The organism is Thermobacillus xylanilyticus, from assembly GCF_907165215.1.
Lineage (GTDB): Bacteria > Bacillota > Bacilli > Paenibacillales > Paenibacillaceae > Thermobacillus > Thermobacillus xylanilyticus.
Window position 1 is genome coordinate 26,968 of sequence record NZ_CAJRAY010000036.1, and the last position, 14,298, is coordinate 41,265.

Genomic DNA, 14,298 nt, shown 5'->3' on the forward strand with positions numbered 1-14,298 from the left:
GGGCCCTTTTCTTGGTTGCATTCGCCCTGACATTCAGAATTAAAACCTCATCAACCTGAAAAGGAATGATTTCCGCATTTCCGTCAATTTATGTTATGATTACGTGGAACTCTACTGTCGAATTGCGGCGAACGCCGCTTGAACATGGAAGGGATTGAACCATGCATAGATTGAGCGGGACTGGCGACTCCGCCCTGATCCGGCGGATCAATACCGCCATCGTGCTGGAATGCATACGCAATGAATCGCCGCTCTCCCGCGCGCGCATCTCGGAGCGGACCGGGCTGAACAAGGCGACCGTGTCGAGCCTCGTCTCCAATCTGATCGCCGGCGGGCTCGTATCGGAGATCGGCACCGGCGAGTCGAGCGGCGGAAGGAAGCCGGTCATGCTGCTGTTCAACGCCGGAGCCGGCTATGCGGTCGGCATCGATGTCGGCGTGAATTACATCCGCGGATTGCTGACGGATCTGGCGGGCACGCCCGTCGCACGCCGCGAGACAAAGATTGCAAGGCGCAGCCCGGAGGACGTGCTGCCCCTCCTTCATGATGTCATCCGCGGGTTGATCGGGGACGCGCCGGCGAGCCGGTACGGCGTCGTCGGCATCGGGATCGGTGTGTCGGGCATCGTCGACGACGGCGGGACGATTCTGTTCGCGCCGAACCTTAACTGGCGGAACGTGCCGCTCAGGCGGCTGGTCGAGGAACGGTTCAACCTGCCGTGCGTCATCGACAACGAGGCGAACGCCGGCGCCGCCGGCGAACTTCGCTACGGCGCGGGGCGGGGCTTTGCCGACCAAATCTATGTCAGCGTCGGGATCGGCATCGGCACGGGCATCATCATCAACCGGGAACTGTACCGCGGCAAGTCCGGGTTCTCGGGTGAGCTCGGCCACATGTCGATTGCGATGGACGGCCGCCAGTGCAGCTGCGGCAATCTCGGCTGCTGGGAACTGTACGCCTCCGAGAAAGCGCTGATCGAGCACGGCGAGCCGTACGCCTCCTTCGAAGCGGCGTGCGCCGCGGCGGAGAGCGGCGACGGGCAAGCCGTCCGCCTGCTCGAGACGATCGGCGCCTATCTGGGCACAGGCATCGCGAATATTGTGAATGTGTTCAATCCGGAAGCGGTCATCCTCGGGAACCGGATTTGCATCGCCGAACGGTTCGTCCGCGACGCCATTGAACGCGAGATCGAGCGCCGCACGCAAACCTACAACCGGGAAGGCATGCGCCTCCTGTTCGCCGAACTGGGCGAACATTCGGCGGTGCGCGGCGCGGCGGGCTATGCGATCAGCCGCTTCTTCGACAGCCTCAACGGCCAAGGCGCCGGCTGAGAACGTCTGTTTCAGCCGTGTGTTCGCTCCCTGCAGTCCGGTCCGGCCGGCTCACGGGAGTATTTTTATGGATGGCGATCGATGGTACATTATAGAATATCATGCCAGATTTTCATCTTGCTGACGGTTCAGGAGTGGATGCATTCGTAATCGACACCATCGGGCACACTTCAGATCGAGACAGGGGATGTCTTCTTGCGCGCGTTACGGTACTGGTTGTTGTTCATTGTTCTTTTTACACTCTCCAATGCTCATCATGCGGAGGCGGCAGACGGCGGGAAGGAGCAGGTGATCCGGCATTGGGAAATCCAGTGGATCCGCGCCGACGGCGCGAATCGCGACCGGCCGCTGGAGGAAGCGTCGGCCTGGGCGGCTTCGTCGGCCGGACAGTTGACGCGGATGCCGGCGGATGCGTCGGGCGTCTGGGTTCGGGTCCAACTCCCGCCTACCGCATCTTATCGTCAACCGGCGCTGCTGGTAAACCGGTTGTACGGCCGGAACCTGTCCGTCTACGCGGACGGTATGCTTCTGCACGAGTCGACCCGCTCGGTCCGGTTCGACGTGAGTAAACTGTTCCTGCCGCTCCCGGCCGACACGGATGCCGTGACGCTGCTCATCCGGATCGGCACGACGGAGGAGCGAGCCGGCGTCTACTCCGCCATCCGGATCGGCGAATTCCAGTCGCTCACCGCCGCCTTTATCCGTCGGGAGATGCCGGATTTGGTGCTCGGCGGCGGCATGCTCATGCTCGGCGTCATCATGCTGGCCTGCACCGGATTTCTGACGCGCAGCGTGCGCGCGTTCTGGCTGTCCCTCTCGATTATCGCCCTGTCCGCCGGAACGCTCGTCTTCACCTATTCTCCTCTCCCCTACATACTGTTCGAACCGCGAATCGCGTGGCTGCCGTTGGCGTACGATATGGCGCTGTTCGCTGCGGCTCCAGCGTTCATGTATTTTGCCGACACCGTCTTCATGGGCCTATATCCGTTCTACACCCGGCTTCGGCAGGTAATGGGAGGCTATGCCGGGCTGTGCTTCCTGATGGTCGGTCTGTACGTCTGGATGCCCGAACGGTTCGCATCGGGATACGATCTGGTCACGACCACGATCCTCGGCATGCTGATGCTGGCCGCGTTCGTGATCACCGCCGTGCTGGCCGTGGCCGTCACCATCCGCGGCAACTGGCACGGCGCCGTCCTGTCCGGCGGCATCTTCGTCCTGACAACGTCGGCGGCCGCCGATCTGGCGATGTACTATTTCAGGGACGAGCCTTATGATCCGATCTTGTGGAAATTCGGCACCCTCGTGCTGCTCGTCGCGCTGATCGTCATTCTGTCCGCGAAAATCGCCCGCGACCACGCCGCCGTGATCGCCTACACGAAGGAACGCGAAGACTACAACCGCAGGCTGCAGCGCGCGGAGAAGCTGAAAATCATCAGCGACCTCGCCGCGTCCGTCGCCCATGAAGTCCGGAATCCGCTTCAGGTGACGCGCGGTTTCCTGCAGCTGCTTGCGGAACGGGAACTGTCGAACCGGAAATATTACGACATGGCGATCGAGGAACTGGACCGCGCCTCCTCCATCATTACGGATTTCCTCACCTTCGCGAAGCCGGAGATGGACGAATTCGCCGTGCTCGACATCGCCGACGAACTGGACAAAATTTACGCCATCATGTCGCCGCATGCCTCGCTGAACGGCGTCACGCTCCGATTCGACGTGCAGGACGGGATCAGGATCGAAGGCAATGCTTCCCGGTTCAAACAGGCCATCATCAATTTCATCAAGAACGGCATCGAGGCGATGGAGAGCGGAGGCGAGATCGTGATCCGGGCGTACAGGCAGGACGGACAGGCGGTCATCCGGATCCGCGACAACGGAAGCGGCATGGATGAGGAGCAGATCGCAAAGCTGGGGACGCCTTATTTCTCGACCAAGACGAAAGGAACCGGCCTTGGCCTCATGGTGACGTTCCGCATCATCGAGGCGATGAACGGCACCATCTCGTTCGACAGCAAAATCGGAAAAGGAACCGAAGTCACGCTCCGGTTCCCGGCCGTCCATCCGGAATGATCACCACCAGTACCCGGCCGGCCTGGCGACGATGGCGGAGACATCCTCCGGCCGCGGCGGAATCGTAAGCACGTGCCGGGTCGGGGTCTCCTCCACCACCAGCAGTTCGTGTCCTTCCGGAATTTCGATACCGAACGCGTCGCGGATCGTCTGCTTCGGTTCGGCCAGCAGCCGCTGCCTGAACGATTCGTCGTCCCAGGCTTTGCGGATGATGTCTTCCCGGAGCTGATCCGCATCGATGCGTTCTGTCATCGTCGTCGACATCGCGCACGCACACATCCTTTCACCATGGATTAAAGACGAGCTTCTTCCTGATTATACCATGTAAATTGTTTCTAGTAATCTAGATTTTTGATAGATCCGAGATTAATTTGGAAAATCCATGGCCGGCAATCAGCCGCGACACTTCCGCCTCCGCTTCTTCCGCGCCCCGGCGGATGCCGTCCGCGAGCGTCCGGGCGAAGAGGATCAGCATGGGCGGCTCCGCCCGCTCATCGATGCGGCCGGCGTACTCGCCCGCGATGCGGGACAGGCGGGCCAGAGCGCCGCGGCGGAAGACGGCCGCCTTGACGTCCCGCTCCGTGAGCGGGCGCGGCTCACCGCCTTCGGCATCGTCCGGCCCCAGCGCGTCGCGGACGATCGTCAGGAAGGCGTTACCGTTGGGAGCGGCCAGATCTTCGGCCCAGTCCTGCCAGTCATCGGACAGCTGCAGCACCGCCAGCGCGAGGTCGAGCGCCTCTTCGACCGCCGGCAGCCGCTCGTCCATCCCGGCAGCCAACAGCATCGCCGCCGCGCCGAGCTTCACCGGCGCCGACTTGCGGGCCAGCTGCCGGACGTCGAGCGGGTCCGCGCGGCGCTCCGGCTCGCCGCCGACCGCGGCCGCCCATTCCGCGGCGTATCGGGCGTACAACGCCCACAGCCGCTCCGGATCGGCCGCGGCATGGCGCGCATAGCGCGCCTGGAACGCCGCGTGGAACAGCTGGCCGAGCGCCAGCAGCCGCCTCGGGTCGGCCGGCGCCGCCTCCGGCCCGTCCATCAGGTCGTCGACGATGGCGTAGTGCAGCATCGCGAAGAGGCTGCCGACGGCCAGGTCGCGGCAGACGCGGCTGCCCAGGCCGGTGATGTCGTCCATCCAATACGGCAGCAGGTACGCGATGACGCTCGCTTTCCCGCCCGTCTTCAGCGGATGGCAAGCGCCGATGAGCTCCCGCCCGAGCCGGCCGAGCTCGTCCGGGAACCGCCCGGTCTCCGCTTCCGCCTCCGCGAACACCTCCAACAGTTCGCCGCGATAACGGTCGATGTATTCCATCTAGATCCCCTCTCCGCATAATCGGGAAAAAAAGGCCAATCAGAATCACTCTGATTGACCTTTTGCCTGCCCCGCAAGCTTCCGCACCCGGTCGAACAGACTGCGGAAAACGGCGTCCCGCCGCACATGCTGCGCCATCTTGATCAAATGTCTGCCCTGATCGAAGCTGTAGGTGCCGCCCTCGTTCAGGATCGGGCTGTGCACGATGCGGCACGGCACGCTGCGCTCATCCAGCAGCCAGCCGATCGTCGAGATGTCCCAGATGACGCGCGAATACGCGTAATGGTCATCGCTGCAGGCCGCGTACGTCTCCGCCAGATACCTGCCGATCGCGCCGCATTCTCCGAGATGCAGATCGATCTCCGCCTTCGTCGTCAGGAGGTGCGACGCGACGCCCATGCAGGGCACAAGCACGAGCGGCACGCCGCAGTCCAGGACGACGCGCGAGGCGTGAACGTCCTGGATCATGTTGAACTCGCGGGTATGATCCCACCACGGCGCATGCCCGCCGAGCCAGACGACGACGATCTTGCCGATGATCCGCGGCTCCATCAGGATGGCGGACGCCACATTCGTAATGGCGCCGATGGCGACGACGTAGAGCGGGTCGTCGTCCGGCGATGCGAGCGCCAGCTCGACGATGCGCCGCGCCGCTTCGCTCTCGACCGGCCGGTCCGGCCCGGCCATCCAACCGCGCGACCCTTCATAAATCGGAATCCGGCCGGCCGCGCCCGCAATTCTCACAATGCGCTGCAATTCCTCATAACTCTTCACCATGCCGTCTTCGGGTCCGTCCGACCGTTCGTTGTGGAACGGCGCGGCGCACAGCGCTTCGATCTTCAGCCGCTCCGGCGATCCGAGCGCGAAGATGACGGCGAATTGGTCGTCAATCTCGTTGTACGTGTCGGTGTCGAGCACCATCCGCACTTTTCCGCCGGGATGGTGCAGCCGCTCGAGGCGGAACGAATCGGTCAGGCCGGGATACCGGGTCGTCATGCCGCATTCCTCCGATGAATAAGAACTTCACCGCCAAACAGCGCGGAACCCGCATCGCTACACTTTCATCATAGCGAACATCGCCCGGACTTGCCATGCACCGGTTTGATCCGCCAGCAAAAAAATGCAAGCCCCCGGCGCTCGCCGGCGCTTCACACGGGGGCTTGCTGTTGACCGATTCCATTAAGCTCTGTTGCGTCAGACGCCCTTCCGGGTTATCCTTCCGATCTGCCGCCCGGATTCGAACCCGAGCCGAGCCGGTTCGTCAGCCCTTTGATCAGCCCTTCGACGTCGATGCCCGAGACGTCCTTGAGCATCTGCGGCGCCGTCGCCATGAGCGACGTGACGTAGTTGCTGACACGCGCGGCGCCTTCGCCGTGGCCGGTGTCGACGACGGTCAGCTTGTCGATGCTCCGGATCGGCTCCGCCACCTTCGACGCCAGCTCCGGCAGCATCTTGACGATGATGTCCAGCACGGCCGCTTCGCCGAATTTCTCGAACGCTTCGGCCAGCTTCTCCTTCGCCTCCGCTTCGGCGAGACCGCGCAGCCGGATGACTTCGGCTTCCGCGGAGCCGCGGGCGCGCTCGGCTTCCGCCTCGGCGAGGCCGGCGAGCCGCTTCTGCTCCGCTTGCGCCTTTGCTTCCGCTTCGATGCGGAATTGCATCGCTTCGGCCTCGCGGATGCGTCTTGCCTTCTCCGCTTCCGCCGCCTGTTCGATCGCGTACCGGTCGGCGTCCGCCTTCTTCTTCACTTCCGCGTCATACTGCTTCTCGCGGCGCAGAATTTCCTTCTCTTCGAGATCGATCTCGCGCTCCTTGCGCACCAGCTCGACTTTCATCTGCTCTTCGACGACGCTCTGCTTCGCGCGCGCTTCCTGGATGGCGTACGCCTGGTCGGCTTCCGCCCGCGCCATGTCCTGCTCTTTCTTGAACGCGGCGACCTTCAGTTCCTTCTCCTTCGTCGCCTCGGCGATGTTCGTGTCGCGCAGCAGTTCCGCCTTCATGCCCTCTTCTTCGGCCCGCGCCTTCTGGATGCGCGCGTCGCGGATCGCTTCCGCCTCCGCGATCTCGGCGTCCCGCTTCACCATCGCAATGCGCGGCTTACCGAGCGCTTCGAGGTAACCATGCTTGTCGCGCACGTCCTTGATCGTGAACGAGACGATCTGCAGCCCCATTTTCTTCAGGTCCTTCGCCGCCACGCCCTGCACTTCCTGGGCGAACTTGTCGCGGTTCCGGTACACTTCCTCGACCGTCATCGAGCCGAGGATGGCGCGCAGATGGCCTTCCAGCACTTCCTGCGCCTCGCCCTTCAGCGCTTCGATCGGCTTGCCCATGAACTGCTCGGCAGCGGTCGAGATATCTTCGATCGAACCGCCGATCTTGATGATCGCCACGCCGTCGGCGAGCACCGGAACCCCTTGCTCGGTGTACACTTCCGGCGTCGACACGTCCAGCTTGTGCGACAGCAGGGAGATGAATTCGGCCTTCTGGAAGATCGGCAGGATGAACGCGCCGCCTCCGCGGACGATCTTGATCTTGCGGCCGCTTTCGTCAATCACCGTATTGCGGTTGCCGAGGAACGAGCCGGTGACGATCATCGCTTCATCGGGACCGACCGTCTTGTAGCGCGCCCAGAACGCCAGGCCAAGCAAGACCAGTACGACGATAACAATAATCGGAATCCATTCGATCATAGACTATCTCCTCTCATCCAGAATATTGCTTGAAAAATCGGAATCCAGCTTGGAGACGTACAGCGTGCCGTCCCGCACCTCGACGACGACGACCTGTGCGCCGGCCTCCACCGGCACGCCGTCGAAGCTCGCGGCCATCCGGTTCGTCACCCCGGCCGCTCCCATCCGGAGCATCACCTCCCCGTAGCCGTCGGCGGGAATCGGAACGAGCACTTCGGCCAGCTTGCCCGGCATTTCCTCCATCGAGTAGCCCGTGGAACTTTCCGTCGCCCGCATCGGCCGGACATAGAAGAAATAGACGCCCGCTCCGATGACGACGGCGGCCAGCAGCGCGAAGGCGACAACCCCCCACACGGCAAGGTCCGTATAATGGCCGAGCATGAGCCCGGCGCCGCCGAACACGGTGATTCCGCCGACGACCGTCATCGGATGGAGCCAGTCCAGCCCGTCGGGCAGGAAGTCCAGCAATCCGTCCAGCGCATCGCCCAAAATATCGCCGAACACGATGGTGACGACGGAATAGACGATACCGCCGATCAGACATGCCCAGAACAGCGCTTCCATTCACACCCCTCCCCTGCTTTGCCGATTCCGTGATTCCAATAGAATATACGAACATTACTCCCTAAAGTTCCAACGAATGTTAAGGTTTGTCTGCAAAATGCAGCAGCCTGACAGTACTATTGATTTTTGGTCTCAACTCCCGATAGAATAGAGCTGACCGAAAGTAAAAACGTTTGCACAATTATGCGATTTTGTGAAAGCCGGTGAAAATGCGTGGAGGCCTACAAGGAGAAAGTCGAATACGAAAATCCGCTGTTGTCGCTCAAAATTTTTCGCCCGCAGCGTTACGACGACGTTTTTATCAGCTGGCATTATCATCGGGAAGTCGAACTGCTGCTGGTGGTCGGCGGCGAGCTGCACGTGCTGATCGAAGACGAGCAGCACCATATCGGCCCCGGCGGCATCGTTCTGATCGGCTCGAACCAGCTCCACTGCGACCGGGCCGTGACGCGGGAACTGGACTATTATGTCCTGCAGTTTGACCTGGACAAATTTTTCGACCCGAGCACGATGCCCTACCTCCGCTATTTCAACGAGACGCAGCATCCGCTCAGCCGGCTGAACTATATTTTCCGGGAACAGCCCGAAGTGCGCGCCGAAATTGCCGAATGCGTCACGCGCATCTTCGACGAGGCCGCCGCCAAGTCGATCGGCTATGAACTGGCCGTGAACATTCTGCTGAAACGCATCCTGCTGCTCTTGCTGCGCAACGACAACCGCCGCATGCTCGAGGAGCTCGACAGCTTCGACCTGCAGCGGCTCAAGCCGGTTTTCGATTACGTTGAAGCGAATCTGACCGGCCGCATCCAGGTGGACCGCGTCTGCAAGCTCGCCAACATGAGCTACTATTATTTCGTGAAATTTTTCAAGAAGACGGTGGGGCTTTCCTTCACGGAATACGTCAATTTCCGGAAGATCAAGTGGGCGGAGCGGATTCTCCTGACGGAAGACCGCAGCATATCGGAAATCGGGGAAATGATCGGCATTCCGAACATGGCGCATTTCTACAAAATGTTCAAGAAATACAACGACTGCTCGCCGAAAGCGTACCAGAAGCGGATGCTGTCCTGGAGCCGGAAGTGAAAGGGAGGCGGATGGTCAGTGTTTTACCCCCTCCCTCCGGGGCAGCACGAGCTTGTAGCCGACGCCGCGGATCGATTCGATCTGCACCGACTGGGGGCTCAGCTCCAGCTTTTTGCGCAGGGAGCTGACGTGCACATCGACCGTCCGCTGCCCGCCGATATAGTCGAACCCCCAGACGACGTTCATCAGATCGTCCCGCGTCACGACGACGCCCGGACGCTGCACGAGATAGAGCAGCACCTCGAACTCCTTGGGTCTCAGCGCTACCGGCTCGCCGCCCGCGGTCACCTCGTACTTGTCCGGATAGATGGCAAGGTCCCCCACCCGGATGACGTTCTCTTCCGCGGCCGGCGCCGCCTCGCCGCTGCGCGACCGGCGCAGCACCGCCGCGACGCGCGCCAGCAGCTCCGCGACGCCGAACGGCTTCGTCATGTAGTCGTCCGCCCCGTGCCGCAATCCCTGCACCACTTCATCCTCCGCATTGCGCGCCGTCAGAATGATGACCGGCGTGCGGACGCCGTGCTGTCTGAGCTTCGTGAGAATTTCGAAGCCGTTCATGCCGGGCAGCATGATGTCCAGCAGAATGAGGTCGAACGACTGCCGCAGCGCGGCCTGCAGCCCGTCGCTGCCGTGGCCCTCGACCGTCGTCTCGTATCCTTCCTGCATCAGATTGTACGACAGGAGACGCGCCAGCGTCGGCTCGTCCTCGATGACCAGAATGCGTTCTGCCATGGGCAACCCCCGAATGAGTGGGATCATCAACTCTACTATACCATGACCTGTCCGGCGAAGTGTTAAGCTATTGTAAAAAGAGTCCCGCGTCGCCTGCACTTTCCTGCAGCACCGGCAGTTCGATCGTGAACGTCGTGCCGACGCCGACCGTGCTCTCGACGGCAATCGACCCCCGGTGAAGCTCGACGAGATGCTTCACGATGGACAGGCCGAGTCCGGTGCCGCCCGAACTGCGGGAGCGCGCCTTGTCCACCCGGTAGAACCGCTCGAAGATGCGCGGCAAATCTTTCTTCGGGATGCCGATGCCGTTGTCGGAGATGCGGATGCGGATCGCATCGTAGTCATCTTCCTCCGCGATCTGCCCGTCTCCGGATGCGACCGGTTCAACCTGGATCCGAACGCGGCCGCCTTCGGGCGTGTAATTGATCGCATTCGACAGCACATTCACGACGATCTGGCGCAGACGGTCCTCATCCGCCTCGACGTACAGTTCGTCCCCGACCTCCGTCTCGATCCGGATGTTCTTCCGCTCCGCTTCCTTCGCGAGCAGCTCGACCGTCTTCCCGATGAACGGCCCGAGCTCGACCGGCGAGAACAGGAGCGGCGCGCGCCGCGACTCGATCTTCGACAGTTCGAGGATGTCGTTCACGAGCCGGTTCAGCCGGTCGCTCTCGTCATGGATAATCTTGAGAAACGCGCGCTGCGTCTCCGGATCGCCGCCGGCGCCGCCGAGCAGCGTTTCGGCGAAACCTTTCACCGCGGCGATCGGCGTCTTCAGTTCGTGCGAGACATTGGCGACGAATTCGCTCCGCATCCGCTCGAGCCGCCGGATGGCGGTCACGTCCTGCAGCACGAGCAGCAGCCCGCCGGAATCGTCCCGGCCCTCGATCGGCACGAGATTGATCTCGATCTGCCGCTCTTCGGGGTAGTAGAACGTCAGCTCGTCGCGGAGATGTTCCCGCCGTTCCAGCGCATCCCCGATCAGTCGCACCAGTTCGTACTGCTGCCGGGCTTCCGTATATTGGCGCCCAAGCAGCTCGTGAGCCGGCATGCCGAGCAGCTCCTCGGCCATCCGGTTGAGCAGCAGGATGACGCCGGCGCGATTGATCATAACGATGCCGCTCGTCATGTTGTCGAGCACGCTCTCGAGCTGGCTCTCCTTCTGCCGGATGCGCACCATCTGCTGCTGCAGGCTTTCGGCCATCGCGTTCACCGCGCGTCCGAGCTCGCCGATCTCGCCGCGCGGGTCCACCTCGACTCTGGCTTCGTAATCCATGTTGCGGATGCGCTGCGCCGCGCGGGTGACCGCTTCCAGCGGCTTCGTCATGCCGCGGGCGATCCGCCAGCTCGCCGCCGCCGCGACCGCGAGGAGCAGCAACAGCCCGGTGATGAGCCCGAACCAGAGCCGGCGGATGCCTTGCTCGATTTCGCTGACATCGAGCGCGAGACGGATGAATCCGTCCGCATCCCCCGCCTCCCGCTTCACGGCGACATACATCATGTTGTGATGCGTCGTATCGCTGCGCCGAACATCGTAGCCGACACCCTTCCGCTGCGCCTCGGCCACTTCCGGCCGGTCCAGATGGTTGTCCATCGACGCCGGATCGTGATCCGAATCGCCGAGCACCGTGCCGTCGCCGGCGATGAACGTGACGCGGGCGCCGGTGATCGACCGGTAATGCCGCGCCCGCTCCGTGAAACGGGCGTAAGCGTCCGTACCGGCCGCCGGGTGCCAGTCGACGGCATCCTCGATCAGTCCGATCTCGCGGACCAGATTGTCCCGCAAGGCATCATAATGGCTCCGTTCGAACGTGACGGCCATGTAGATCCCCGCGGCTGCCACCGCCATTCCGACCAGGCCGATCATCACCGCCGCAAGCCGCGAACGGAAACTGTTCATCCTCTTCCCCCTCCGCGGTTCAGCCTTTCCGCTCCATCGTAACCTCGCCGGGCGCCTTTCGGCCAGCCCCCCGCTCGTAAATTTTCCTGAGAAGACTTCGGAACAGCGCGGCTCCCGGCTGCTGAATGAGAATGGACAGCACAACCGGCACGGCGGCCTCCGGACGGAAATAGCCGAGACCGATGACGATGCCGAGCGACACATTGCGGATGCCGCAGCCGAACGCCAGCGTCGTCGTCATCTCCGCGCAACGCCACGGAAGCGCGGCGGCGTATCCCGCGGCGTAACCGATCGCGACGAGCAAGACGACCGCCGGCAGAAGCGCGGGAATGGCGCCGCCGAGCGCATGGACATGCGGTCCGATCGCCGCCGCGTTCAGGACAATGACCGCAAGGAACGCCAGCTTCGAGAGGAAGCCTGCGGCGGGCTGCAGGACGGCGGCCGCCCTGCCCCGCGACACCTCGTTCAGCGCGATGCCCGCCGCCGTCGGCAGGACAACGATGAGCAGCAGGTCCAGCATGATGCCGCGCGTGTCCATCTCGATCGCGGCGCCGAACATCAGGTCGAGGCCGAGCGGCACGATGAGCGGGCTGAGCAGCGAGCTGACGGTGACGAGCGCGGTGATCAGCGCAGGCAGGCCGCCCGACACGCCGACCCACATGAGCGATGAGATGCCGAGCGGAATGAGCATGAGCAGCACGAAACCGACGACATACGGCGACTCCGCGCCGAACAGCGCGCTCCCGGCTCCCCATGCCGCCAGCGGCATGAGAATATGGGCCGCGGCGAGCACCGCCAGCATCGGCAGCGGGCGTGTGAACGCCAGCTTCACCTCTTGCGCGCGGATGCCCAGGCCCATCGCGAACGTGATGTACGCGAACAGCCAAGGCACGAGCGGCACGCCGCCGATCAGCGCGTCCGAGCACAAGAACCCCAGGAGCAGTGCTCCCGGGGTCAGCAGCGACATCCGGCGGTCATACCACCGGTTGAATGCGGATGCGAATGATGGGTAAGTTCTCGTGGGAATCACGCTTTCTTGCGTCCGGTTGCCTTCTTTGGTTACTTGAAGACCGGTTCTTTGAACTGTTCAAGCTTCGCGAGCGAATCGTGCTCGACATCGGCGTGCAGGCTGTTGCCGTGGGCGTCCATCGTGACGATCGCCGCGAACCCTTCGGTCTCCAGATGCCACATGGCCTCCGGAATGCCGAACTCGAGGAAATGCACGCCGTTGACGCGCTTGATGCACTCGGCATAATACTGCGCCGCACCGCCGATCGCGTTCAGATAGACGGCGCCGTGCTCCTTGAGCGCCGCCAGCGTCTTCTTGCCCATGCCGCCCTTGCCGATGACGGCGCGGACGCCGAACTTCTTGATGATGTCGCCCTGATACGGCTCCTCGCGCGCGCTCGTCGTCGGACCGGCGGCTTTGACATGCCATTCGCCCTGCTCGTCCTTCAGCATGACCGGACCGCAGTGGTAGATGACCGCGCCGTTCAGATCAACCGGCGAATCATGGTCAACCAGATATTTGTGCAGCGCGTCGCGGCCGGTATGAATTTCGCCGTCGAGGATGACGATGTCGCCGACGCGCAGATTCCGCACCTGCTCCTCCGTCAGCGGCGTCTTCAGCCGCACTTCGCGGCGCTGTTCCGTCTCCGCGGGCTGCGCGGCCGCCTCCGGCTCTTCTTCCATCGACACTTCGTCGCCGCGCGGATACAGCCATTCCTTGATTTCGCCGTTTCCGGCGTCGATCAGCACGCCCTGGCGGCGGAACGCCCAGCAGTTATAGGCGACGGAGACGAAGAAGCTTGCCGGCAGCCGGTTGATGGCGCCGATCTTGCAGCCGAGCAGCGTCACGTTGCCGCCGAAGCCCATCGTGCCGATGCCGAGCTTGTTCGCGGCGTCCATGATGTATTCTTCAAGCTGCCGCAGCTCCGGAACCGGGTTCACGTCGTCGACGCGGCGGAACAGCTGCTGCTTCGCCAGCTCGTAGCCGGTCGTCCGGTCACCGCCGATGCCGACGCCGATGAATCCGGCGCTGCACCCTTGCCCTTGCGCCTGATAGACGGCGTGCAGAATGCATTTGCGGATGCCGTCCAGGTCGCGGCCGGCCTTGCCCAGCCCTTCCAGCTCGGCGGGCAGGCTGTACTGGATGTTCTTGTTCTCGCAGCCGCCGCCTTTCAGGATGAGCCGGACTTCGATCTCGTCCCGTTCCCATTGCTCGAAATGGATGACCGGCGTCCCCGGGCCGAGGTTGTCCCCCGAATTGGCGCCCGTCAGCGAATCGACGGAGTTCGTGCGCAGCTTGCCGTCCTTCGTCGCGCGCGCGATCGCGCTGCGGATCTTCTCCTTCATGACGATCTGGTTCGCGCCGACCGGCACGTGCAGGACGAACGTCGGCATGCCGGTGTCCTGGCAGATCGGCGACACGTTGCACTCCGCCATCTGGATGTTGGACGCGATCGTGCTGAGCGACAGCCCCGCCCGCGTCGCGCGGTCCTCCGCTTCCTGCGCCGCCTTGATCGCCCGGCGCACGTCGCCCGGCAGATTGGTCGACGTCTCGACGATCAGCCGGTATATGCTCTCTTCAAATTGTTCGATCATGTACAGCCGGCT

12 protein-coding genes are annotated in these 14,298 nt (G+C 63.0%); 3 read left to right on the top strand and 9 right to left on the bottom strand.

Annotated features, from left to right (window positions below):
• Positions 1 to 161 precede the first annotated feature (161 nt).
• Both KJQ12_RS07540 and KJQ12_RS07545 read left to right on the top strand, forming a co-directional pair.
• Positions 162 to 1,331, top strand: a complete 1,170-nt coding sequence (locus KJQ12_RS07540) for an ROK family transcriptional regulator (protein WP_015254228.1) — start codon at positions 162 to 164, stop codon at positions 1,329 to 1,331.
• A gap of 195 nt (positions 1,332 to 1,526) precedes the next feature.
• Positions 1,527 to 3,404 carry an ATP-binding protein gene (locus tag KJQ12_RS07545; protein ID WP_213484118.1) on the top strand — a complete coding sequence of 626 codons (1,878 nt, stop codon included), beginning with the start codon at positions 1,527 to 1,529 and terminating at the stop codon, positions 3,402 to 3,404.
• Here KJQ12_RS07545 and KJQ12_RS07550 read toward each other — a convergent pair whose 3' ends face one another.
• The 5 genes from KJQ12_RS07550 to KJQ12_RS07570 all read right to left on the bottom strand — a co-directional run bounded on the left by KJQ12_RS07550 (position 3,405) and on the right by KJQ12_RS07570 (position 7,967).
• Positions 3,405 to 3,668 (bottom strand): NHLP leader peptide family RiPP precursor, encoded by a 264-nt coding sequence (locus KJQ12_RS07550; protein WP_213484119.1) that lies wholly within the window; start codon positions 3,666 to 3,668, stop codon positions 3,405 to 3,407.
• Positions 3,669 to 3,747: 79 nt separating this feature from the next.
• Entirely contained in the window at positions 3,748 to 4,713 is a 966-nt protein-coding gene (locus KJQ12_RS07555; RefSeq protein WP_213484120.1) for a hypothetical protein, read from the bottom strand.
• A 45-nt stretch (positions 4,714 to 4,758) separates the two neighbouring features.
• The gene (locus KJQ12_RS07560) at positions 4,759 to 5,709 is read right to left on the bottom strand and encodes a nucleoside hydrolase (protein ID WP_015254224.1); all 951 of its coding nucleotides are present in this window, start codon (positions 5,707 to 5,709) and stop codon (positions 4,759 to 4,761) included.
• Between the two features lie 215 nt (positions 5,710 to 5,924).
• Entirely contained in the window at positions 5,925 to 7,403 is a 1,479-nt protein-coding gene (locus tag KJQ12_RS07565; protein ID WP_015254223.1) for a flotillin lipid rafts scaffold protein FloT, read from the bottom strand.
• A gap of 3 nt (positions 7,404 to 7,406) precedes the next feature.
• Entirely contained in the window at positions 7,407 to 7,967 is a 561-nt protein-coding gene (locus KJQ12_RS07570) for an NfeD family membrane protein (RefSeq protein WP_213484121.1), read from the bottom strand.
• Between the two features lie 213 nt (positions 7,968 to 8,180).
• Between KJQ12_RS07570 and KJQ12_RS07575 the strand changes: the two genes are divergently transcribed.
• Positions 8,181 to 9,050, top strand: a complete 870-nt coding sequence (locus KJQ12_RS07575; protein ID WP_015254221.1) for a helix-turn-helix domain-containing protein — start codon at positions 8,181 to 8,183, stop codon at positions 9,048 to 9,050.
• A 15-nt stretch (positions 9,051 to 9,065) separates the two neighbouring features.
• Here the strand turns inward: KJQ12_RS07575 and KJQ12_RS07580 are convergent, their stop codons facing one another.
• From KJQ12_RS07580 to KJQ12_RS07595, 4 genes are all read right to left on the bottom strand, one after another.
• Positions 9,066 to 9,782 carry a response regulator transcription factor gene (locus KJQ12_RS07580; RefSeq protein WP_015254220.1) on the bottom strand — a complete coding sequence of 239 codons (717 nt, stop codon included), beginning with the start codon at positions 9,780 to 9,782 and terminating at the stop codon, positions 9,066 to 9,068.
• 67 nt (positions 9,783 to 9,849) lie between these two features.
• On the bottom strand, positions 9,850 to 11,682 hold the full coding sequence (pnpS, locus tag KJQ12_RS07585) for a two-component system histidine kinase PnpS (RefSeq protein ID WP_213484122.1): 1,833 nt from the start codon (positions 11,680 to 11,682) through the stop codon (positions 9,850 to 9,852).
• 19 nt (positions 11,683 to 11,701) lie between these two features.
• Positions 11,702 to 12,649: a bile acid:sodium symporter family protein gene (locus KJQ12_RS07590; protein ID WP_244860496.1), complete on the bottom strand. Its 948-nt coding sequence runs from the start codon at positions 12,647 to 12,649 to the stop codon at positions 11,702 to 11,704.
• Positions 12,650 to 12,741: 92 nt separating this feature from the next.
• Positions 12,742 to 14,286, bottom strand: coding sequence for a fumarate hydratase (locus KJQ12_RS07595; protein ID WP_425315965.1), 1,545 nt, complete (start codon positions 14,284 to 14,286; stop codon positions 12,742 to 12,744).
• Positions 14,287 to 14,298 lie beyond the last annotated feature (12 nt).

Bases quoted from the DNA above. Each gene is read 5' to 3' on its own strand.
- KJQ12_RS07570 (WP_213484121.1), bottom strand. From the start codon at position 7,967: ATGGAAGCGCTGTTCTGGGCATGTCTGATCGGCGGTATCGTCTATTCC.
- KJQ12_RS07555 (WP_213484120.1), bottom strand. From the start codon at position 4,713: ATGGAATACATCGACCGTTATCGCGGCGAACTGTTGGAGGTGTTCGCG.
- KJQ12_RS07550 (WP_213484119.1), bottom strand. From the start codon at position 3,668: ATGTCGACGACGATGACAGAACGCATCGATGCGGATCAGCTCCGGGAA.
- KJQ12_RS07580 (WP_015254220.1), bottom strand. From the start codon at position 9,782: ATGGCAGAACGCATTCTGGTCATCGAGGACGAGCCGACGCTGGCGCGT.
- pnpS (WP_213484122.1), bottom strand. From the start codon at position 11,682: ATGAACAGTTTCCGTTCGCGGCTTGCGGCGGTGATGATCGGCCTGGTC.
- KJQ12_RS07595 (WP_425315965.1), bottom strand. From the start codon at position 14,286: ATGATCGAACAATTTGAAGAGAGCATATACCGGCTGATCGTCGAGACG.
- KJQ12_RS07565 (WP_015254223.1), bottom strand. From the start codon at position 7,403: ATGATCGAATGGATTCCGATTATTGTTATCGTCGTACTGGTCTTGCTT.
- KJQ12_RS07560 (WP_015254224.1), bottom strand. From the start codon at position 5,709: ATGACGACCCGGTATCCCGGCCTGACCGATTCGTTCCGCCTCGAGCGG.
- KJQ12_RS07590 (WP_244860496.1), bottom strand. From the start codon at position 12,649: ATGTCGCTGCTGACCCCGGGAGCACTGCTCCTGGGGTTCTTGTGCTCG.
- KJQ12_RS07540 (WP_015254228.1), top strand. From the start codon at position 162: ATGCATAGATTGAGCGGGACTGGCGACTCCGCCCTGATCCGGCGGATC.